Annotated in this window: 12 protein-coding genes; 11 read left to right on the forward strand and 1 reads right to left on the reverse strand. The window is 53.5% G+C overall.

Features of this window, described 5'->3' with window-relative positions:
- Positions 1 to 2 precede the first annotated feature (2 nt).
- From ACFOET_RS14655 to ACFOET_RS14675, 5 genes are all read left to right on the forward strand, one after another.
- Positions 3 to 2,876: a glycosyl hydrolase gene (locus ACFOET_RS14655; RefSeq protein ID WP_379023951.1), complete on the forward strand. Its 2,874-nt coding sequence runs from the start codon at positions 3 to 5 to the stop codon at positions 2,874 to 2,876.
- A 28-nt stretch (positions 2,877 to 2,904) separates the two neighbouring features.
- Entirely contained in the window at positions 2,905 to 5,190 is a 2,286-nt protein-coding gene (locus tag ACFOET_RS14660) for an alpha-L-rhamnosidase-related protein (protein WP_379023953.1), read from the forward strand.
- Positions 5,191 to 5,209: 19 nt separating this feature from the next.
- Complete coding sequence (locus tag ACFOET_RS14665) at positions 5,210 to 7,486, forward strand: family 78 glycoside hydrolase catalytic domain (RefSeq protein ID WP_379023955.1); 2,277 nt, start codon at positions 5,210 to 5,212, stop codon at positions 7,484 to 7,486.
- Between the two features lie 182 nt (positions 7,487 to 7,668).
- Positions 7,669 to 10,773: a SusC/RagA family TonB-linked outer membrane protein gene (locus ACFOET_RS14670; protein ID WP_379023957.1), complete on the forward strand. Its 3,105-nt coding sequence runs from the start codon at positions 7,669 to 7,671 to the stop codon at positions 10,771 to 10,773.
- Positions 10,774 to 10,807: 34 nt separating this feature from the next.
- Positions 10,808 to 12,775 carry a RagB/SusD family nutrient uptake outer membrane protein gene (locus ACFOET_RS14675; RefSeq protein WP_379023959.1) on the forward strand — a complete coding sequence of 656 codons (1,968 nt, stop codon included), beginning with the start codon at positions 10,808 to 10,810 and terminating at the stop codon, positions 12,773 to 12,775.
- Between the two features lie 31 nt (positions 12,776 to 12,806).
- Here the strand turns inward: ACFOET_RS14675 and ACFOET_RS14680 are convergent, their stop codons facing one another.
- A complete protein-coding gene (locus ACFOET_RS14680) occupies positions 12,807 to 13,505 on the reverse strand; it encodes a DUF6250 domain-containing protein (protein WP_379023961.1) in 699 nt (232 codons plus the stop codon).
- A gap of 37 nt (positions 13,506 to 13,542) precedes the next feature.
- Between ACFOET_RS14680 and ACFOET_RS14685 the strand changes: the two genes are divergently transcribed.
- The 6 genes from ACFOET_RS14685 (at position 13,543) to ACFOET_RS14710 (ending at position 24,001) form a co-directional block, all read left to right on the forward strand.
- Positions 13,543 to 16,260 (forward strand): exo-rhamnogalacturonan lyase family protein, encoded by a 2,718-nt coding sequence (locus ACFOET_RS14685; RefSeq protein ID WP_379023963.1) that lies wholly within the window; start codon positions 13,543 to 13,545, stop codon positions 16,258 to 16,260.
- A gap of 65 nt (positions 16,261 to 16,325) precedes the next feature.
- Positions 16,326 to 17,702 (forward strand): glycoside hydrolase family 88/105 protein, encoded by a 1,377-nt coding sequence (locus ACFOET_RS14690; RefSeq protein ID WP_379023964.1) that lies wholly within the window; start codon positions 16,326 to 16,328, stop codon positions 17,700 to 17,702.
- Between the two features lie 14 nt (positions 17,703 to 17,716).
- Positions 17,717 to 19,609, forward strand: a complete 1,893-nt coding sequence (locus ACFOET_RS14695) for a rhamnogalacturonan lyase (protein ID WP_379023966.1) — start codon at positions 17,717 to 17,719, stop codon at positions 19,607 to 19,609.
- A 52-nt stretch (positions 19,610 to 19,661) separates the two neighbouring features.
- On the forward strand, positions 19,662 to 20,912 hold the full coding sequence (locus ACFOET_RS14700; RefSeq protein WP_379023968.1) for a glycoside hydrolase family 88/105 protein: 1,251 nt from the start codon (positions 19,662 to 19,664) through the stop codon (positions 20,910 to 20,912).
- Between the two features lie 6 nt (positions 20,913 to 20,918).
- Positions 20,919 to 21,236 carry an L-rhamnose mutarotase gene (rhaM, locus tag ACFOET_RS14705; protein WP_379023970.1) on the forward strand — a complete coding sequence of 106 codons (318 nt, stop codon included), beginning with the start codon at positions 20,919 to 20,921 and terminating at the stop codon, positions 21,234 to 21,236.
- Positions 21,237 to 21,256: 20 nt separating this feature from the next.
- Entirely contained in the window at positions 21,257 to 24,001 is a 2,745-nt protein-coding gene (locus ACFOET_RS14710) for a glycosyl hydrolase (protein ID WP_379023972.1), read from the forward strand.
- Positions 24,002 to 24,062: the final 61 nt, after the last annotated feature.

A 24,062-nucleotide genomic window follows, 5' to 3' on the forward strand; every position in this document is an offset into this window, starting at 1 on the left:
GCATGGGTAAGGTTGTGATGTTCGTTTTTTTGATCGGTTGCTTGTTTGTCGCCTGCGTTGAAGATGGTGATCGGCATGAGGAACTTTCGGAGGAACGGTTCCGCGATCCTGGGATGGAATTCGGTCCCAGCTGTTTTTGGTGGTGGCTGAATGGCAATGTAACGGAAGCTTCCATTACCCGCGATCTTGAAGCGATGAACGATAAGGGCTTTCGAGGGGCGCTGATTTTTGATGCGGGAGGCGCAGAGCAACATGGAAACGGACAAGTCCCGGCAGGGCCGCTGTTCGGATCGCCGGAATGGCGGAGGTTGTTCCGACATGCGGTGAGTGAGGCTGCAAGGCTGGGACTCGAACTTTCGTTAAACATACAAAGCGGTTGGAATCTTGGGGGCCCGGACGTGGCCCCGCAGGAAGCCGCTAAATTGGTAACCTGGGCATCGGTGCGGGCGCAGGGTGGACAAACGGGTGTGCAACTGCCGGTTCCGGAGCACCGGGCGGATTACTATGGGGATATCGCTGTGCTGGCTTTCCCACTTCGCAAGGAGGGGGAAGGGCTGGCGCCGGTGAGCGACCTGAAGGCGAAGGGTGCGTTTGGGGAAGCGGCGTTTTCCGCACACGATATGCGCTACCTGCTGGACGATAAACTGGCCGATGACGGCAGGCACCATGCTGCCCCCGGGGAGGTGCGTAATATCAGTGAACAGGTGACGCCGGATGGCAAGGTAAGCTGGGACATTCCGCCGGGCGAATGGGAGATCATCCGGTTTGGCTACACCAATAATGGCGCACACGTGTCGACGGCCAGTGGCGATTGGCAGGGACTTGTGGTCGACTACCTGAGCCAGGCGCATTTCCAGCGGTATTGGGACACCCATGTGGGGCCGCTGTTGGAAGAGATCGGTCCGGAAGCAGGGAAGACGTTGCGTTACCTCCATACGGATAGTTGGGAATTGGGGGGATCGAACTGGACGCAGGGTTTTGAAACGGAATTTAAGAACAGAAGAGGTTATGAATTAATCCCTTATCTGCCGGTACTGGCGGGTAAGATTGTGGGTAACCGCGAGATCAGCAACCGTTTCTTGGCCGACTTTCGCAAAACCATTGGCGATTGCATCTCGGACAACCATTTTGCGACGTTTGCGGCTAACGCCGCACGGTATGGTATGGGTATTCATCCGGAGTCGGCCGGCCCACATGCCGGTCCGTTCGACGGATTGAAAAACTATGGGCACAGTGCGCTTGTCATGAGCGAATTCTGGTCGCCATCCAAACACCGCCCGACACCGGAACGGCGGTTTTTCGTCAAACAAGCCTCCAGCGCGGCGCATATTTATGACAGGAGGCTTGTGGGTGCCGAAGGGTTTACGACGATTGGCAGGCATTGGAACGATGTCATCTGGGAGCATATGAAGCACAGCTTTGACCATGAGGTGTGCGCCGGGGCTAACCGGGTTTATTTCCATACGTTTACCAGTTCGCCTGCGGAGATGGGCAAACCGGGGCAAGAGTATTTCGCCGGCACGCACATGAATCCGAACATCACCTGGTGGGAGGAAGCAGGCGCTTTCTTCCGGTACTTGAGCCGTGTCCACTACATGATGCAGGATGGCCGGTTTGTGGCGGACGTGCTGTATTACTATGGCGACCACGTCCCCAACATCGCGACGCTGAAGGCGAGTGATCCAGCGGGTGCATTGCCCGACTTCGATTACGATGTGATCAATGAAGACCGGCTACTGGCTCTGGAAGTGCGAGAGAGACAGCTGATGTTGCCTCATGGCATGCGGTACCGGGTATTGGTGCTTCCCGATCATGCGGTGCTTTCTACCCGAGCGCTGCATAAGGTAGCGGAACTGGTCGACGATGGCGCGACGATTATTGGTCCGAAGACCCAGAAAACGGTAAGTTTGACGGGCTATCCGGTTTCGGAGGACGAGGTGGAGGCGGTTGCCGCTAGGTTGTGGGGAGATGCGACAGCCGGCAGGGGTAGCCGCTCGGTCGGGAAGGGGACCGTTGCCTGGGGATATACAGCCCGGAAGTGGTTACTGGAACAGGGCGTTCCTGCAGATTGCCGCATAGCCCCACCGCATGATTCGTTGACTTTTGATTATATTCACCACGTGCGGAACGGGGCGTCGTCGTATTACTTCATCAGCAGCCAGAACAAAGTGGCCTGCGATGCGGAAGCTACCTTCCGGATCGCCGGTAAGTTGCCGGAGCTATGGAACCCGGTAACCGGTGAAGTAAAGCCCGCGAGAACTTATCGGCAGGCAGGCGGCTTGACGACCGTGCCGCTGCATTTTGACCCTATGGGATCTTGGTTTGTCGTGTTCCGGAAAGATATTCCCGAAAGCCAGCAGGGTGAGGCAAGTCGCAATTTGCCTGCGTTTGTGCCCATGGATACCCTGTCCGGCAGCTGGAAGGTTTATTTTGATGAGGAGTGGGGTGCACCCGCAGAAGTCGAATTTTCGGAGCTATCGGATTGGGCGCAACATCCCGATCCGGGTGTGCGGTTTTATTCGGGAAAGGGCCGGTACGTAAAAACCCTTCCCCCGCTGGACACGGCCGATGCGCCGCTGTGGATCGATCTGGGCCAGATCGCGGATGTAGGAATCGCCCGGGTGCGGCTCAACGGCAGGGAGCTCGGTATCGTGTGGGCACCTCCCTACCGGATTGCACTGCACGGATTAGCGGCAGCGGGCAATACACTGGAAGTTGAAGTGGTAAACAGCTGGCGAAACCGCTTGGTGGGCGACCGCGGATTGCCGGCAGACGAACGGTTTACACAAACCAACATTACCATCAGAAACGATTGGGAGTTGCTGACGTCGGGGTTATTGGGGCCAGTGGTGATAGGGCAGATGATTGACGATTAAACATTAAATAGGCGGAAACGGAAAACAAATGCGAGTAACTGAGCGATTATTGCTGTTATGCCTGGCGTTGAGCGTCAGCTGGGGAGCCATGGCTGACCCCATTGAAGCACCTACCGGGCTCATGACCAATTTACTGAGTGCGCCGGAGAAATCCGTAATCACGACGTTGGAACCGAGGTTTACCTGGGTGGTACCGGCACAGGAAAATGGCGACTATCAGACGGCTTATCAAGTGCTGGTGGCATCCGCTCCGGCACTGTTGGAAGCGGGTACGCCTGATCTGTGGGACAGTGGGCAGGTTGAGGATAGCAATGCGCTGTATATTGCCTATGCGGGAGACCCTCTTAAGCCAAACACCGCTTATTATTGGAGGGTACGTGTTTGGAACCGGAGCGGGCAGGCTTCATCGTATAGTGGGATCCAGCGGTTTAATACCGGGGATACGGGGCGCAGCAAAGCGTGGCCGGGCGAAAGCCGGTGGGTACGCCTGGATACGGCGCGAGAAAGCGGAATGTGGACATTCGAAGACCGTCCGCCGATACAGTACCATTCGGCATATCCGATCGGGCTGAAACGCAAAGCAAACGGAACGTGGTTTGTCGCCTATGACCGGGCCGGGTTTGCCAATGTGGCGCTTACGCTGGACTGGAAAGCAAGGCCTGGCGAACGAAAAGATACGACGTTGCTCGTCCGGGTGGGGGAGAAGAGTGCGGGAGATTCTATTGATGCCAAGCCCGGCGGCGGCGTGATCTTCCAGGAATACCCCTTGACGATCCGTGCGGGCACACATACGTATCAGCTGGATATCCCGCGGTTTGAGGCGCGGTATCCGCACAGCCAGGTGATGCCCGGCCACATGATGGAGGTAATTCCCTTCCGTTTTCTTGAAGTGGTGGGCGGAGGATTGGACCTGTCGGTGGTTTCGGCAGAGCAACTGAAGCTGCATGTGCCATTTGATGCGTATGCATCGTATTTTGTCAGCAGCGATACCTTGCTGAATAAGGTCTACGATCTGTGCCGGTATTCCATTATCGCGAATACATTCAACGGGGATTACGCAGCTAGCCAGCGTGAACGCATGATGTACGAGGCCGATGCGTATATTCATCAGCTTGGCCATTATGCGGTGGATCGCGAGTTTGCGACTGCCCGCTATAGCTTGCAAAATATGATCTACCACGCTACTTGGCCCACGGAATGGATATCGCATTCTATCATGATGGTCTGGATGGATTACCTGCACACCGGAGATAGCAGTGTGATTCTGGAAAACTACGAGGATATCAGGCCGAAATTGATGACCGCCCTGACGATGTCTAACGGCTTGATATCGACAACTACCGGGTTGGTTACTGAAGAATTCCGGAAATCAATTTTTTTCAATGGAGAGGCGTTGCGTGATATTGTGGACTGGCCCCAGCGTTCGCCGGCTATACCTGAGGGTGGAGAAACGGACGGCTATGTCTTCAAGGACTACAACACCGTGGTCAACGCGTTTCATTATCACACCTTGAAGTTGATGGAAACCATGGCACGGGTCGCCGGAAGGCATTCGGATGCGACGGCGTTCAGGAAACGACATACCCGGCTCTTTAAGCACTTTCAGCGCCATTTCTTTGACGAGAAGCGAGGTATTTATACCGACGGGGTCGGAACCGACCACGCTTCCCTGCACGCCAATCTGTATCCGTTGGTGTTTGGGCTGGTACCGGAAAAGGAGAAGCAGCGGGTATTGGACTACATCAAGTCAAAAGGGATGGCCTGTGGTGTCTATAGTGCCAATTACCTGCTGGAGGGGTTGTTCGATTCGGGTGAAGGGGAATATGCCATGTCGTTGTTGACCTCAACTAGCGACCGGAGCTGGTACAACATGCTGCGCGTTGGGGCTACGATGACCACGGAGGCGTGGGACAACAAATACAAAGGCAACAATGGCTGGAGCCATGCATGGAGCGCTTCGCCTGCTCATATTCTGCCGCGGAAGGTGATCGGCATCACCCCGTCGGCACCAGGGTTCAAGCGGGTGGCGATCAAACCGCAGCCATCGGGATTGAAGTGGGCTAAAGCGAAGCTGCCGACAATCCGCGGGCCGATCGAGGCTGTGTTTGATGTACAGCAGCGCGCCTTTTCGCTAACGGTATCCTTACCTGCCAATGTAATAGCCGATGTATATTTGCCGGTTCCGGAAGGCATGGATGACTACCATGTATCACGCAACGGGGTTGTTGTGGAAAAGACGACAAAAAGCGGCAGCTACGTATTGCTGAAAGACGTGGGTGCCGGACGCCATGAGTTTATGTTAAGCGCCGAGTAAGTATAAACATAATATCCTAATGATTGCAAACCAGAAAAACCACCCCTTGTTGCGGAAAGTCAGTCTTTGTGTTGTGCTGGCAGTTAGCTGTTCGTTGGCTACCGCCCAGGACCTTCAAGTGCACCGCCTTGCTGTCGATCACCTCCAACATGCGGATATGAAGATGGTCAATGGGTACCCCTCCGCAGGGCACCGAGGCGGCACCGGGCAGCGGCCATGGATTGCGAACAAACAGCCGGTATTCAGTTGGGAGCTGGTTGGTACGGAACAGGGAGGCCTCCAATCGGCCTACCGGATCACCGTATCGGATCACCCCGACAGTGCGGCAAACGGTGTGGGTAATGTATGGGATTCCGGCAAAGTCCATTCCAGCGCGTCCACGAACGTGCGCTACCAGGGACAGGCTTTGAAACCGGGCACTGCCTATGCATGGCGCGTAATGGTGTGGGATGGCAGCGAAGAGCCCTCGTCTTGGTCGACCGTCAGCGAATTTTGGACAGCCGATGAGCTGGCCGATTACCGTACGGCATACTATCCGCTACAAAAAACGGATGAGACCCCCCAGCGTGTGGTTAACGCGGGGAATGTCACTCGGGTAGACTTCGGCCGCGCTTCGTTTGGCCAATTGCGTTTCACGCTGGACACCCGTAAAGCCGGGACGTCGGTCACCGTTCGGCTGGGAGAGGCGGTTAATCATGACGGCACGATTAACCGCAAACCCGGTGGTACCATTCGCTATGCTGAATATCGGGTGCCGCTGAAACGCGGACGCCACACTTACCAACTGCAGCTCAGGCCCGATAAGCGTAATACCGGTCCGCAAGCCATTAAGATGCCTGATTATATCAGTGAAGTGCTACCTTTCCGGTATGTCGAGCTGGAAGGGTACGCGGGAATACTGGACGAGGCGGATATCGTCCGTGCCACTGTCCATTACCCGTTTGATGATTTTGCTGCATATTTTGAGAGCTCGGATACGGTACTCAATGCGGTATGGGAACTGTGCAAGTACAGCATCAAGGCCACCTCGTTCGCCGGAATCTATGTGGATGGCGACCGCGAGCGCATACCTTATGAAGCTGACGCTTACATCAACCAGCTTTGTCATTATGGTGTGGACAAGGACTTTAGCATGGCTCGGCGTTCGCACGAATACCTGCTACATAACGCGACATGGCCCACGGAATGGATTCTCCAATCGGTGCTGATGGCATACAACGACTACATGTATACCGGCGACATCCGTTCGGTTCGGCATTACTACGATGATCTGAAAGCCAAACTACTCCTTCCCCTTCGGGAATCCAACGGACTGATCAGTACCCGGACAGGAAAGCAGACCCCGGAACTGATGAAAGCAATCCATTATGGCGGCGACTCCCTACGCGACATTGTCGATTGGCCGCATACCGGCAGCTTCGGCATGGTCGGTAATGGGGAGACGGATGGGTTCGTATTTACGGATTACAATGCCGTGGTGAATGCCTTCCATTACAAGGCCCTGCGCGATATGGCCGACCTGGCCGAGGCGCTTGATCGGGTTGAGGATGCCGCGCTGTACCGGGAAAAGGCGGCAGAAACGTACAGGGCTTTTCAGTCCCTGCTGTGGGACAAGCGCCAGGGCGCGTACCGCGACGGGGTGGATACCGACCATGCCGCGCTGCACACCAATATGATGGCGATGGCCTTTGGATTGGTGCCGGAGAAGGCAAAGCCGCGGGTGATGGAGTTTATCCGCTCGCGCGGGATGGCATGCAGCGTATATGGAAGCCAGTTTTTGATGGATGCCGTTTATGAAGCCGGTGATGCGGACTATGGACTCTCGTTGCTGACATCCCAGAGCGACCGCAGTTGGTATAACATGATCCGAGCAGGGAGTACCATTACGATGGAGGCGTGGGATAACAAGTATAAACCAAACCAGGATTGGAATCATGCTTGGGGGGCAGTACCTGCCAATACGATCCCGCGGAAGCTGATGGGCGTGGAGCCATTGACGCCGGGCTGGAGTACGTTCCGTATCCGGCCGCAGATCGGATCGCTGGAATGGGCCACGGTGAAAGTACCCACGATAAAAGGGGACATAACTGTTTTCTGCCGACAGGATGCACCGCGATATGCCCTGAAATTTACTGTTCCGGTAAACACGTCGGCTTATGTGGAACTGCCAATAGGGCGGAAAGGAAAACCACGTGTGACGGTGAATGACCAAGAAGTGCACACCGATCTAAAAGAGGGATCAATCAACTTGCCGCTACTGGGGGCGGGGGCGTACGAGGTGATTGTTTTTTATTAGCATTGGTTGCGTTGCGGGCTGCGGGCCGGTCTACACCTATTCCCTTCCGACCGTTTTCTGAATGAAGGATGCCCTTCAGGATACAGCAGGACAGTTAATATAAAATTTGTCTTGATATTAGTTCCTGCTAATAAATGTCTAAACGACATAGGACCAATTTTATAAACTTAACACTTTTCGACATGAAAAAAAGAATTACTATTAGCCAGCGGGTGGCGTTTCTAATTTTTGTGTTACTTTCCACTTCAGCAGTTTTCGGGCAGGATGTGCAAACGTTTACAGTGAGTGGTCGGGTAACTCATTCGGAGACCGGTGAACCCATAATGGGAGTCTCCGTACAGGTGAAAGGGGAAAGTTCGAGTACACAGACCAATGAGCGCGGGGAGTATCGAATCGATGCAGCCAGAAACGCTATCTTAGTTTTCCGTTTTATCGGTTTTCAGGAAAAAGAAGTCGAAGTGACGTCATCGTCTATGAACGTAACGCTTGATGAAGAGGTCAGCCACCTGGATGAAGTGGTTGTGGTTGGCTACAACACCGTGAAAAAATCCGACCTCACCGGTGCGGTATCGAGTATTAGCGCAGAGCAGGTTCGGCGGATGCCGGTGACCAATGCCCTTCAAGCTATGCAGGGCATGGTTGCAGGGGTTGACATCACATCCAATGAACGGCCGGGCGAGATGGGGAGTGTGCTTGTACGGGGAGTCCGTTCACTTAGCGCCAGCAATTCGCCATTGTATGTGGTCGACGGGATACCGTTGAATGCCGGAGGAATCGAGGCTTTGAATCCATCGGATATCGAGTCTATCGATGTGCTGAAAGATGCTTCTGCTACAGCGATTTTCGGGTCCCGGGGCGCCAATGGTGTAATTATGGTGACCACTAAGCGAGGGAAAGAAGGCCGGTTATCGCTAAACTATCTGGCGGTCACTACCATCGAAAACATGCAGGACAGGGTGGAAATGATGAATGCTGCGGAATACATTGAGTTCAGGCGTGATGCTTATCGCCGCCTTCCTGCCGACAATCCCAATAGGTACCCTGACGTTCCGACATTACAGGATGACCAGCGTATTTTCGGCAGTGACAGCTATGCGTGGGCTAACGTGGAGCAAGGCTGGCAGGGCGGCACATGGAATCCGAGCCTAGTGCCTACCACCAATTGGACGGATATGGTATTGCAGACCGGGGTAACCCATGATCATTCCATCAATGCGAGTGGAGGTACGGATAAGATGCAGGCGTACGGTTCCTTTGGTTACCTCAATCAAGGGGGGACCATTTTAGGACAGGATTACCAGCGCTATACCGGAAAGTTCACGGTCGATATCAATCCGGTGAAATGGTTTAAAATGGGTGGAAGCCTTACGGCAACATTCGGAGACCAGAATTATGGGTATCAGGGTAGCGGTTCAACGGGAGCGGGCAATCTTTACTTTGCGGCCCAGGGAATGTTACCTTATGCGGTTCCTTTTGATGAACAGGGCAATCGGATCAACCTCCCGGGCGGAGATGTCAACATCCGCAACCCGATTGGCGACGACCAATACACGATTAATGAAAGAAAGGTGTTGCGGACATTGGGTAACATCTACGCGGAGGTGAATCTGTTGGAAGGGCTGAGATACCGGATGAATTTTGGTCCCGATTTTTATAATTTCCGGAATGGCCGATGGATGGACGAACGGGCGGCAGAGCGAGGTGCGGGCGAACCGGGATCGACCAACTATGCGCAGCTGAACCAAACGATGCGGTTTTCATGGACGCTCGACAACCTGCTTTACTACGACAAGACTTTTGCCGACAAGCATGACCTGGGCATAACATTGCTGCAGAGTGCTACCGCAAACCGGACGGAAACTTCGTCGATGACAGCCACAGCGCTACCATGGAACAGCCAGAAATGGTATCAGTTGAATTCGGTCAGTGAACTGGATGGATACGGCACCGGACTATCCGAGTCACAGCTACTTTCCTATATGGCGAGGGTGAACTACGGATTTGATAGCCGGTATTTGCTGACCGCTTCAATACGCTGGGATGGAGCTTCGCAATTGGCCGATGGCAATAAATGGGATTTCTTTCCTTCAGCAGCCGTGGCATGGCGTATGGATCAGGAATCCTTCATGCAAGACGTCGACTGGATAGACCAACTCAAATGGCGGGTCGGTTTCGGCAGCACCGGCAATGCGGCGATCGATCCTTACTTTACAAAAGGAGGGGTGCAGACACTGTACTATACATGGGGCAGTGTAGTTGAGCCCGGATACGTATCATCGGACGCATCGCTGGCTAACCCCCAACCGATGGCGAATATAGCACTCGGTTGGGAACGTACGACCCAGTGGAATTTTGGTTTGGACTTCGACTTTTTCCGAGGCAGAATCAACGGTTCCTTGGATTTCTATAATTCGCACACTTCAGATCTTTTACTGCAAATGCGCATCCCTTCATTGACGGGTTATACGAGTACCTGGGCGAATATCGGAGCAACGGCCAATAAGGGAATAGACTTGAGCTTGAATACGGTCAATATCGATAAACAAAACTTCCGGTGGACCTCCAATCTGAATTTCACGGCGAGTAAAGACCGCATTGTGGAACTATCAAACGGAAAACTAGATGACATCAACAACCAGTGGTTTATCGGCGAACGGCTAAGTGTGTATTATGATTTTGTAAAAGAAGGGATTTGGCAAAATACGGCAGAGGATTTGGCCGAAATGGAAAAATTCAATGCCAATGGGCATGCATTTCGGCCCGGCGATGTACGGGTGGCCGATCTTGACGGCGATTACCGCATTGATGCAAATCACGACCGGCGGATTGTGGGGCATTCCGCTCCCACATGGACTGCAGGATTTAATAATTCGCTCAGCTACAGGAATTGGGATTTGACCTTTTTTGTATTTGGCCGTTTTGGCTTCACCACATTAGGCGGAGGGGAATATTTACAGGGGAGGTTCGCGCAGCGGAAATTGGATTATTGGCGGCCCGATAATCCGACAAATGCATATCCAGCTCCTAACTACGGGAACGCCGGTGGAGATCCCTATCGTACGTCGATGAACTACCAGGATGGATCATTCATCAAACTGCGGAACGTATCGTTGGGTTATACGTTGCCTACACGCATTGTAAACAGGCTGACGCTTAATACCCTTCGGATATTTGCACAAGCTATGAATCCAGGGTTACTGTATTCCAACGTCGACTGGATCGATCCGGATTTGGGCGGTTCGACATTTAACAGGGGATTTGTCATTGGGCTTAACGTAGGACTCTAAGCACCATTTTAGGTAACTTACAATGAACAACGTCATGAAAAAGATAAAGCAAACACTTAGCTATGTAACCTTGATCAGCTGTGCCACACTGGTATTCTCTTGCAAGAATTTTTTGCACGAAGACCTGATTACGGCCCGCAGTACACAGGATTTTGAAACGAAGGATGGACTGGACGGACTGGTAACAGGCATGTATCAAAGTCTAAAATTCCATTTCAATTATGAATGGGCGTACACCACCACCAATTATGGGGTCGATGAATTCACGGTCGGCGGCGACCGTGGCCAGCAGGTTTGGAATTCGTACGATGCAGGTTTGAATTCGCTGACCGGGGACGTACGTACCATATGGGATAATATGTACGGCAATATCAACTCAGCCAATATTGTTATCAAAAATGTTCCCCTTTTCTACGGTGACAGCCCCGAACGGGATACGCGCTTGGGCGAGGGGTATTTTATGCGGGCGTTTGATTACTTCAAATTGGTGAAACAATACGGTGGTGTTCCGTTGAAACTGGAACCGTCAATGACGGTCGAACGGGAGTTTACCCGCAATGCTGCGCCGGAAGTGTACGATCAGATTATCGCTGATTTCAACATGGCGTTTGATCTACTGCCACCGACTCCGGCACAGACGGGCCGGATTACGAAATGGGCTGCTGCACATTTCCTCGCGAAGGTTCATCTGTTCCGGGCCAGCGAGTTGTACAGTGATTGGAATGGTGCCACGCGCGACGCCGATCTGGAACAAGCCGTAAACTACGCAGACCAGGTAATCAATAGCGGATATCACACATTGGCAAATGATTTCCGGGACTTATGGCACTTCACAGAAGTTGATGGGCCCAATGAGAGGCTACCTGAGGTCATCTTGGCAGCTCAATTTTCGGGCAACGTCGCCACTCAGGGAAGATACGGCAACCAAATCCACTTATATTATCCATCGGTGTATCAAAACCTGCCCGGGATGCAGCGCGATATCCCGGGGGGCAGGGAGTTTCAGCGGTTGCGGTCTACTGACTATGCATTGGACGTTTATGACCGGGTAAACGACTCCCGTTTTTGGAAGAGTTTCAAAACGGTCTACCTATCCAATAACCCAAACAGTGCGCCGGTTTGGAGCGAACAACACGCCCCGACACCGGATTTGGCGGGTCGCCCCAAATTTTCAGGAGGTGAAGAAGCTATTCGCTATATTGTGAATAATCCGGGGGATGAACGTTATACTGCGGATAATATCCTTCAGAGGGCCCCGCATATGTTTGTGCGGTATTTTGCGGGCGAGAGTGAAAATATGCATGGCGGACACGGGAATTATGAGGCAAGCCGTTTTGTGGCGCTTTCGAAGTTTGCCGATGGATCGCGCGTGAGCGTGGCTTCCCAGGCCGGGCAACGGGACGGCATACTTGCGCGCGTAGCGGAAACTTATCTTATCGCTGCTGAGGCACTCGGTCGGTTAGGACGGTATGACCAAGCGTTGCCCTACATCAACAGGCTCCGTGAGCGTGCCGCTTATAAGGGGGGCGAAGATCGCTCGTTTCACTCGGACGGTGGCATTGCGTATTTAAACAATCCTGCTGCCAATACAGCTGCCTTCGTTTCTTACTCCAACCGGAATACCTATTTTGAATCGAATAGTATTCCGGAATCCACAGCGTCCACCCTGGAGCAATTACGCTTGAATAGCGTTGCGGATATTTTTAACTCAACCAACGAGTTTTACGATCTATTGGGTGTAGGTTCCGATGCGGAAAAATTCCTCCATTTCATCCTGAATGAACGCTCGCGCGAATTGATGGGTGAACTCATGCGTTGGGAAGACCTCGCAAGAACCAGGACACTGGTAAAACGGGCGACCCTTTTCAACGACGAGGCGCGTCCGCTAGAGAACAAACATTACCTGCGGCCAGTACCGCAAAGCTTCCTGGACGATATTTATACAGCTGGAAGGCCGTTGACTCCTGATGAAAAGTCGGCGATGCAAAATCCGGGATGGTAAGCAATGCCGGGGATTACGGGTCAGAAGCAGATTATTCGAGTTGATAAACCTTGAAATTGTCAATCGACTGGCGGGAATGGGTAGATCGAAAGCCAAAATAGCCGCGGGTTAACGGAACAGGCGCTGTATGTTGGAAAAGAACTTCACCATCTACCGAGAACGTGGTCACATTGTCCCTGACTTCGGTACGGACGAAGTAGGTTCGGTTTGCTTTCAGCAGAAAGTCATTCCGTTCATAAAGCAAGGGTTTCGATCCCCATCCTTCGTATTGACGAAAACGGGTGGTCGTATTGGTATTGCCGCCCACACCAACATAATAAAGTGATAATGAATCGTAGCTTTCAAATACTCCGGACCGTGAAAAGAGGCCCCTGCCAGAGGGGTCGGACGCCATCCAGAACTGATTCAGGTCAGATAGTCGGTCGTTGGCCCCGCTATCGATCACCACGGTCCGTTCGTATTCAATGGCGATGTTGCCCTGCAGCTCGTTATTCAGCCATACGGTTACCCCACCATAGGTATCCAGCCAAAGTTTGCCGTCGGCAGCATATACACGAGACCCCAGTTCCGGTGCAATTTCAGCTATCCACATGGTGGTGTCGAGTTCGTTTTCGAAATCGTCTTTATAAATTAAATGCCCAGCAGCTTCTATTGAACCTGACCGGGGCTGACAGCTCCATAGGTCCATCAGTGACAGGAGTGGGAAGATGACGAGACGTATGACTTTCATTGTGCTAATGTAAAAAATACAAGATAAGAAATGACATATGGATAGAAGGAAAAAGGAGTTTAAGCAATCAAGGAGGAACTTTCTGAAACATACCGCCTTTGCGGCTTCAGCATTGCCGCTTTCTCGATCCTTTCAGTGGCCGGATATCGGTAAACAGCCTGATGGTGGACGGGGCGTTCCGCTTCGTTGGCTGGGCCAGCCCGTATCCGTCATACCACGAGGTATCACTTGGGGGGTGCCCTGGGAAAAGGGCGAGTTGGGTGGCGCCGACGGACTCCTGCTAAAAGCAGACGGAGCGAATGTCATCCGCGCTCAGCATTGGGTAACCGCCCGTTGGCCGGACGGTTCGGTAAAATGGACTGCACATGTCGCAACACTTGGGCGCGAAAAAGTATCAAAGCTTATCCTGCAGCGTTCAACCGACGCAGGCGAAACGATGGAGCATTCGGGGATGCATGTTCAACAAGACAGCCGTGAGATCACTGTAGACACAGGTAAAGCACGCTACGTGTTTTCGAAGACCGGGCAGGTATTGGTCAAATCCATCAGTGTTGAAACACGGACCTTGGCCACAGACGGACATTTAGTCCTCCAGTGGCAAAACTTACCCGAAGCGGCTGAGGGTGAGCCCCTGCTCACCGACTCGCTCCGGAGCGAAGTCAGCGAGGTGGTTGTTGAACATGCTGGACCGGTCCGCACCGTTGTGAAAGCGGAGGGCATACATCGCTCCATCAAGACAGGACGCGCATTGCTACCTTTCACCATACGGTTTTATTGTTACCTCAATACCGCTGGCGTCCGAATGGTCCATACCCTGGTATATGATGCGGACGAGTACACTGACTTTATCCGTGGAATGGGCATCCGGTTTGCCGTGCCAATGGCGGATGAGCTGCATAACCGGCATGTACGGTTTTGTTCGGCTGATGGTGGCGTTTTCGCCGAAGCGGTCAGGGGATTGACCGGCTTGCGGCGCGATCCGGGCCGGGCGGTGCGGGAAGCGCAGGTTGCCGGAAAGCCCACGCCACCGGTTGCGGAATTCAATCCGGCGGTAGCCAAGGGATTGCGCTATATCCCTGCGTTCGGCGACTATACGCTGTGCCAAACAACGCCTGATGGCTTTGACATCCGTAAACGGACCGCAGCCGGAAACGGATGGATTGACTCAGCCTATGGACACCGCTCAGGCGGATCGGGTTACATCGGTGGCGCTTCGGGTGGGATAGTATTTGGCATCCGTAATTTCTGGCAGAGCTTTCCCGCACAGATAGATATCCGCCATGCGCACACGGGTGTCGCTGAGCTAACGCTTTGGTTATGGTCGCCGTCGGCTCCCGCTATGGATCTTCGGTTTTACCATGATGGGATGGGGCAGGATACATATGACAGACAACTCGATGCGCTTGATGTCACCTATGAAGATTATGAACCGGGATTCGGCACGCCTCATGGCGTTGCTCGTACGAGTGAACTTGAAATATGGCCGATGACTGAAACGCCGGCCTATGCTGACCTCGTCGAAATCGTCAGACAGATTCAGGACCCACCGTTTTTAGTCTGTGAACCGACCCATTATGAGCGGTCAGGTGTGTTTGGCAAAGCGTTTTCAGCGGCGAGTGCAGGCAACGATGCCGAAAGGGCCATTGAAACGCAGCTGGCGTTTTATGTCGACTATTACAAGAAACAGATCGAACAGCATCGTTGGTATGGTTTCTGGAATTACGGAGACGTGATGCACACCTATGACACAGACCGCCATGTATGGCGATATGATGTCGGAGGATATGCATGGGATAACTCGGAGCTGTCTACCGATCTCTGGCTTTGGTTTTACTTTCTACGATCCGGCAGGCACGATGTATACCGGATGGCCGAGGCGATGACGCGACATACCGGCGAGGTGGATGTGCACCACATCGGCCGGTTTGCGCCACTGGGTTCGCGCCATAATGTGCAGCATTGGGGCTGCAGCGCCAAGCAGCTCCGCATCAGCACGGTAGTCAACAGGCGTTTCTTCTATTACCTTACTGCTGATGAACGGGTCGGGGATCTCATGCGCGAACAGATCGAAGGGGCCCGATCCCTGAAGGCCATCGTCCCCGGCCGTAAAGTTGGACAAGTGGCATCTATCGATGAGGACACCGTGAGCATGTCTTTCGGCACCGATTGGGGAGCGCTGGCGGCCGCATGGTTTACCGAATGGGAACGCACGGGCAACGAACAGATCAAGCAGCGGCTTATCAACGGTATGAGCACAATTGGCGGCCAGCCGCGCGGGTTCTTCACCGGCACGGCCAACATGCGTTTGGACAATGGGATGTTCGAAACCGAAGAACGGAACACAATCATGGTATCCCACTTGAGCGCTGCATTCGGGCTGCCCGAAATATGTGCCGAGCTGATCGAAGCGTTCGACGTCCCGGAATTCAACGACGCATGGATCCGATATTGTATAGCATATAATGCCGGCAGCGAATGGCAGGAGCAAAACCTTGGTGAGCCGCTCCAGCGGTTAAACTTAGCGCAGGGACACAGCCGCCTGACGGCGTATGCCGGTTGGTACCTGAAGAACCGCGCACTGCAAAAGCGGGCATGGACTGAGTTCTATGCGGGAGGCAGCGGCCTGAAAGCAGAGATACCGAACGTCGTCACAGTCGGTCCACCGGAGGTGCTTAGCGCGCGTGAAGAGGCCCTATCTGTTTCCACAAACGCCGTAGCGCAGTGGGGCTTAGCGGCCATGCAGTGCCTGGCGTAGGCAAGGGCGGCTCTTTAACGTTTGTGATACCGACAACTGAGTTTTAGTTTGAAACCATACAAATCATGAATAAATTCTATTTTTTAAAAGTTTATGTGATTGTCTTTCTGACGGCAGGTTCATCGTTTTCTTGCACTGATCGGAAAGCGGGAAAAGATGAGGTGGCCAACGATGTGAATACCCCCCTGCATTTATTGAAACCGGATTATCCGGTAATATACGGGGAAACGACGCCCGAAGACATAAAGGTTGTTATAGACCGGATACATGGCTACCTTGATAGGGCGACGCCTGTCAGGCTGGTCAATAAAGGTAACCAGCAACCTGTGGATGATCTCTCGTCGGTTGACACCAGCACCATTTTCCAGCAGGGTGATTTCCGGTTGATCAGTTATGAGTGGGGCGTCACGTATGGTGCTATGCTCTCCGCAGCCGAAGCGACGGGCGATGAACGCTATCGGCGATACACGCAGGAGCGCATCGACTTCATCGCCGATGTGGTCGCTGCTTTCGAGGCATTGCCTATGGGTGAAGGCAACGTTTATCGGTCGCCTGTGCACTCCGTGACTCATCCGGGCGCGTTGGATGATGCCGGTTCGATGTGCGCGGCCATCATCAAGACGCAGCAGGCAGAGGTGACGGCGAAAGACGTCCGACCGATCATCGATCGCTATATCGATTATATCCTGAATAAAGAGTTCCGCCTGGAAGACGGTACGCTGGCACGCAACCGGCCATTGCCCAACACCCTATGGCTTGATGATTTATACATGAGCCTGCCTGCATTGGCACAGATGGGCAAACTGACGGGAGATGCGCGTTACTTCGATGAGGCAATCCGGCAATTTTGGTTGTTTGCAGACCGTATGTTTGTCGGGGAGAAGGGGCTTTACATGCATGGTTGGGTGCAGGATATGGACCCACATCCTCATTTTCATTGGGCGAGGGCCAACGGCTGGGCACTGCTTACCAAGGTCGAGCTGCTCGACGTCTTGCCAGAAAGCCATCCAGGCAGGGAAAAACTGTTGGGGCAATTCCGGGCGCATGTGCATGGGCTGGCCCCTTTGCAAGATGGCACCGGCTTCTGGCACCAGCTGCTGGACCGCAATGATACGTATCTCGAGACCTCGGCAACAGCAATTTATGCCTATTGCATAGCCCATGGGATTGATCAAGGTTGGCTTGATGGCAAAGCCTATGGACCGATGGTACTACAGGCGTGGAATGCGGTAAGCACGAAGATTAACGAACAAGGCCAGGTCGAAGGGACCTGTGTGGGTACGGGCATGGGTTTCGACCCCGCTTTCTACTACTATAGGCCGGTGAATAAATATGCCGCGCATGGTTACGGTCCGGTCATCCTTGCCGGTGCAGCGGTGTACCGTTTGCTTCAACATAAGCCGTTTGAGATCAATGACAGTGCCGTAATGTTTGGATATTAGTTTATATGATGTTTATGAAATATGAGCTCTTTAAATCGAAAGCCATACGGTTGGCAGGTATTGTTCTGCTGGTCTCAGTCGTGCAGCAGGTTTTCCCGCAACGTGCAAAGGAGCGCCTGAACAGGGGTGTGGTGGCGCTTGCCACAGAAGCAGGCGAAGTGTTCGTCTCTTGGCGGTTGTTGGCGGATGATCCTATGGGACTCGCGTTCAACATTTACCGCACTGACGAGCAAGGAACTTCAGAAAAGCTGAATGAAACACCGCTGACCGGACCAACGTGTTATGTAGACACGCAGCTTCACCCGCGATCAAACGTAATTGGCTATTTCGTGAAGCCGGTGATCGACGGGGCGGAAGGTGAGGCATCATCGATTTCCCAAGTCGATCTCAATAAGCCGGCCAACTACTTAACCATTAATCTTCAGCCCTTGCCGGGGTATACCGCGGGCGATGCATCGGTGGGCGACCTGGACGGGAATGGGGATTATGAAATCGTTCTACACCGTACGGGCAGGGGGCGCGATAATTCGCATGACGGATTTACGGATCCTCCGGTATTGGAGGCATATAAGCTGGACGGAACCTTTCTGTGGCGTATTCAGCTCGGAAAGAACATTCGGGAGGGGGCGCATTATACCCAGTTCATGGTGTACGATTTAGATGGCGACGGAAAGGCCGAGGTAGCCTGTAAGACGGCTGATGGAACCATTGACGGCGGGGGCACCGTCATCGGCGACAGTACGAAAGATTGGCGCAACGAGCAGGGGCGAATATTAGACGGACCGGAATTCCTTACGGTATTCGAAGGAGCTTCCGGCAAAGCGCTGACGACCGTTGACTACATACCGGGAAGGGATCCGATCGACGGGTGGGGAACGCCGAAGCACAATGACACCCGTGGAAACCGGTCGGACCGCTTCTTGGCGGCTGTAGCTTACCTGGATGGTCGCTTGCCCAGCCTCGTGATGTGCCGCGGGTATTATGCACGTTCCGTCATAGCAGCTTGGGATTTCCGTGGCGGCATGCTGACCTCGCGCTGGGTGTTCGACTCCCAGGACGGAAGGAATCCCTATTCGGGGCAAGGGTTTCATAACCTGAGCGTGGCGGATGTGGATGGGGACGGCAATGATGAGATTGTTTATGGCGCGATGGTCGTTGACCATGACGGCCAGCCGCTTTACACCACCGGATGGGGGCACGGGGATGCCCAGCATCTTGGCGAGCTGATACCTTCGCGCCCAGGACTGGAGATCTTCACCGTGCACGAAAAGCCACCGGCACACCGTCCCGGCGCCGCACTGCGGGATGCACGCACCGGAGAGGCGCTGTGGCTGGGTGCTTTCGGGCAGGATGTCGGTCGCGGTGTCGCGGCCAACATCGATGCGGCCAACCCAGGTGCTGAGCTTTGGTTTTCGGGGTCTGACGGGTTATTAAACGCTGAAGGCGAGCGGATTGGTCCCCAACCAAGCTCAGCCAACTTTCTGATCTGGTGGGATGGCGACCTCACCCGCGAACTGCTGGACGGTATCACGATTGACAAATACCGGCACGGGCCGATCTTCAAGGCTGAGGGTTGTGTTTCTATCAATGGGACCAAGTCGACTCCGGTGCTAAGTGCTGATCTCTTCGGCGATTGGCGGGAAGAGGTCATTTTCCCGACAGCCGATCATCTGTCGCTACGCATCTATTCGACAACCCTGCCGACGCCGCACCGGCTCGTGACGCTGATGCACGACCCGCAGTACAGGCTAAGTGTTGCCTGGCAGAATGTGGCTTATAACCAGCCGCCGCATACCGGGTTTTATATCGGCGAAGACATGAGCCTGCCGCCAAAGCCCACAGTCGGGTTGTCCGGGGGAGCAAGGCCCTCAGATCCGGCTACCGACTTGCCAAAAAGGAAAAGATAGTGTTTAGTACCAAGTATGTAATAGTTAAGTGATAATCCACAACAATTTTAGCATGAAACTCAAAAAAAACGTTAGTCTACTGATCGCATGGTGTGCGATGCTGGGAGTGTATGCACAAACCACGGCTCCCGATGAACTCATTATTAAAAAGGTGGCCGACTATATCCTGGATAAAGCAGAATTTGCATTTGAAGACAAACAGCGCAACACAACCTATGCCAAAACCAGCAAAATTCCAGAAGGCGTGGAGGTGGGGTTCAAAACGCCATATGGCGAATGGCACTACACCAATGGGGTGATTAACATGGCCATGCTGCAACTGGCCGATTTCACCGGCGACAAACGATATGCGCAGTATGCACTCGACCATGTCGCGTTCGGATTCGACAATTATCCATTTTTTCAGCGTAGCTTTAAAGCCGATCGCCCGCACCACCGGTTTCCTTTCGGTCAACTGTGGACCATGCAGGAACTAGATGACTTCGGTGCCATGAGCGCCAGCATATTGGAGGTCTATAAACACACTCCCCGGGAGGAATACAAGACCTACTTGGAAGATGGTATCAAACGGCTCACCTACGGGCAGGACCGGCTCGCGGATGGTACGCTGGTGCGGACGTTTCCCGTAGATAAGACCTTGTGGGCGGATGACCTTTATATGAGCGTACCGTTTTTAGCAAGAATGGCCGTGTTTACGGGAAACGACAGTTATTTCGATGACGCCGTCAATCAGGTGCTGAGTTTTGATAAGTATTTATGGCACGAAAGCAAAGGCCTTTACTATCATTGCTATTATTCCGCCAATCGGGAGAACGGCGTGGCCCACTGGGGCCGGAGCAACGGGTGGCTGGTCCTTGCCCAGCTCCACCTGCTTGATCACCTTCCGGTAGACCACCCCAACCGCGATGACATCATCCGGAATCTGCAGAAACAATTGATCGGGCTTTCCCGCTATCAGGACGCCGATGGATTGTGGCATCAATTGCTGGACAAACCAGATTCATATGCGGAGGCCTCTGCTTCGGCCATGTTTATCCAAGGATTTGCCAAGGCCGTTAACGAAGGGTGGTTGAGCGAAAACTATGCGTCCGTTGCTTTGGTAGGTTGGGAAGGGTTTAAAAACCATTTTATCACCGAAGACGGACAGGTGAAGGATATCTGCGTCGGTACGGGGATTGCTGACAATTTGCGCTTTTATTACACCCGCCCGGCCCGGCCCAACGAAAAGCACGGTGTGGGGTCTGTTATCGATGCAGGGATAGAGGTTGTCAAATTAAAACGGAAGTTGAAAAAAGATCAGTAACCTTGAATGATGAAAATAGCTTTTAAAATGAAATTAATGCCGGGTTGCAAAGAAGAATACAGGAAGCGGCACGAAGCCATCTGGCCGGAGATGGTGGCATTGCTGAAGGAAAACGGGATAAGTGACTATACCATCTTCGTGGATGATGAAACCAATACGCTGTTTGCCGTCCAACTGCAGGCCGATGGGGCGCAATCTTCCCAAGAACTGGGAAATAGCCCTGTCATGCAGCGCTGGTGGGCTTACATGGCGGATATTATGGAAACACATGCCGATAATTCACCGGTCAGTAAGCCGTTGGTGCCTGTATTTCACCTCGATTGATAAACTTAAATGTTACCTATATGAAGCAGTGGTTGATGGTTGTTTGTACGTGGGTCGCGGTGGGTGTTCAGGTCGCTTGGAGCCAACACGACCCCTGGCCCGCTGTGGACCGCGAAACCAAGCCTTGGGCGCGTTGGTGGTGGATGGGCAATGCCGTTAGCGAGCCGACGATTTCCCGGCTGATGGCAGACTATGCAGGTGCTGGCTTTGGCGGACTGGAAATTGCGCCGATCTACGGTGCAAAAGGCTATGAAGCGCAATACCTTCCCTACCTTTCTCCCGAATGGATGGCCATGCTGCGCTATACGGCAAGGCAGGGCGACAGCCTTGGGCTGTCCATCGATCTCACCACTGGCACAGGTTGGCCCTTCGGTGGGCCGCAGGTGGGTCTGTCCGAGGCGGCGACCCGTGCATTGTTCCGTAAATTTGAACTGGTGGGCGGCACCCCCTTTGGCAGTAAGATTGTGCCTGATGATCCTAAACAGCGATCGGCGTCACTGCTATCGCTTACTGCCTATGACGAACAAGGTAACCCAGTAATGATCACCGATCACGTGACAGCCGACGGGACATTAATGTGGCAGCCGGCCAAGGGGAAATGGGAACTTTATGCCGTATTCGAGGGCAAGACATTTCAGCGGGTGAAACGTGCTGCCCCGGGAGGTGAGGGATATACACTCAACCATTTTTCGCGCGATGCGTTGGACGGTTACTTATCGCGTTTTGATAGCGCATTCCACCGGGAACCGCAGGGTATCCGGGCGTTTTACAACGACAGCTATGAGGTGTATGGCGCCGACTGGTCAGCGGATTTCTTCGCGGAGTTTGAAAAGCGCCGTGGCTATGACCTGCAACTGCATGTGCGGAAGTTATTCTCGGACGATACAGCGGCCAATGCCGGTCGCGTAAAGTCCGATTACCGGGAGACTATGGCCGAGCTGCTGCTCGAGAACTTCACCCGGCCTTGGACACAGTGGGCGCACCGTTATGGAAGTGTAACCAGAAACCAGGCGCATGGATCGCCAGGTAACCTACTGGATCTTTATGCTGCCGTAGACATTCCCGAAGCAGAAACATTTGGATCCAGCTTTTTCCAGATTCCGGGGCTTCGCCGCGACAGCGCGGATATACGTAATGTAGACCCCGATCCGGTGATGATGAAATTTGCCTCATCGGCGGCGAATGTGACCGGGAAGCGGCTTGCTTCATCCGAAACGTTTACATGGCTGACCGAACATTTCAAGACGTCTCTGGCGCAGTGCAAACCCGAAGTGGAGCAATGTTTCCTTGCAGGGATAAATCACGTCTTTTTCCATGGCGTCACCTATTCGCCGGAGGAAGCGGGATGGCCGGGATGGCTATTCTACGCCTCAGTCAATTTCGTGCCGAATAACAGCTGGTGGCCACACCTGGATGGGCTTAATGGTTACATCACGCGTGTACAATCGGTGCTTCAGGCCGGCAGATCAGACAACGAGTTGTTGATGTATTGGCCGGTTTATGACAATTGGGATGACTCCAGAGGCCGAATGATGACCTTGACCGTGCACCACATTGACGAGTGGCTCCATCCTACACCGTTCTACAAAAACCTGCAGCAACTGCATCGCCACGGATACTCAGTTGACTTCGTATCGGACAACCTGTTGGCACGCGCTACGGTAAGTGAAGGGCTCATCCATACATCGTTTGAGGGTATGCCGTATAAGGCATTGGTGGTGCCGCTCACGCGGCGGATGCCGCTGGAGACATTGCGCAAACTCATCAGTCTTGCCCAGCAAGGGGCAACCGTTGTGCTGCAAGCGGTGCCGGAGGACGTACCGGGTTTCGCAGACTTTGCCCATCGCCAGGCAATTTTCAGGGAGTTAGTGGAGACATTACCCAGCAGCGGCGCCACTATTTCGCCGGATGTGACAGCTGCTTTGCAACGGCTGGGCATCATGGGTGAGCCACTGGCCCGACAAGGCCTTGGGTTCGTTCGCCGTGCTGCGGCCGACGGCGGCACATACTATTACGTCGTAAATCACCAAGCCACTGCGGTAGACAGGCGTATTCCGCTTCTCGCGGCCACGGGTGGCGGGTCGGCGGTGCTACTGGATCCGCAGAGCGGTGGCTCCGGCAAGACGCCATGCGTAGCCATCGACGGGCATTATGGTGTCCGCGTACAGCTCCGGCCCGGTGAAGCCATCGTGGTAAAAGTCGGAAGCGAAGCCGGAAAGGAGGTGCCGGATTGGGTTTATGCCGGAAAGGAACTGGATCGTATTTCGCTGGAACAAGGGTGGCAGCTTACATTTGAAAGCGGCGGCCCGCAACTGCCCAAGCCGATACGGGCAGACACGTTACAGTTGTGGACCAACGATCCGGGTGAAGCCTACCAGGCGTTCAGCGGGTTAGGCTCGTACAGCACAACCGTAGACATGGATATGGTTACGGAAGATGCGCTATATGTGCTTGAACTTGAAAAACTGAATGAAAGTGCGCGTGTCTATATCAATGGACGAGAAGCGGGCTTGATTTGGAGCATACCTTACCGCCTGCGGATCGGCCACTTGCTGAAACCGGGACAGAACACCATCCGCATAGAAGTGGCCAATTTGATGGCTAACCGTATACGGGATATGGACCGGAAAGGGAAAGAGTGGCGGAGCTATCATGAAATCAATTTTGTGAACATCGACTATCAGCCATTTGATGCGTCCAACTGGCCGGTGCAGCCCTCCGGTTTGGCAGGTCAGGCCATGATTATTCGGTACAAAAAGAATTAACTTTACCGATATTTCGGGCAAATCCCTTATCTTAATGCCGTAAAGCGCTAAAGAAGGGATT

It is taken from the genome of Parapedobacter deserti (assembly GCF_042646065.1).
GTDB lineage: Bacteria > Bacteroidota > Bacteroidia > Sphingobacteriales > Sphingobacteriaceae > Parapedobacter > Parapedobacter deserti.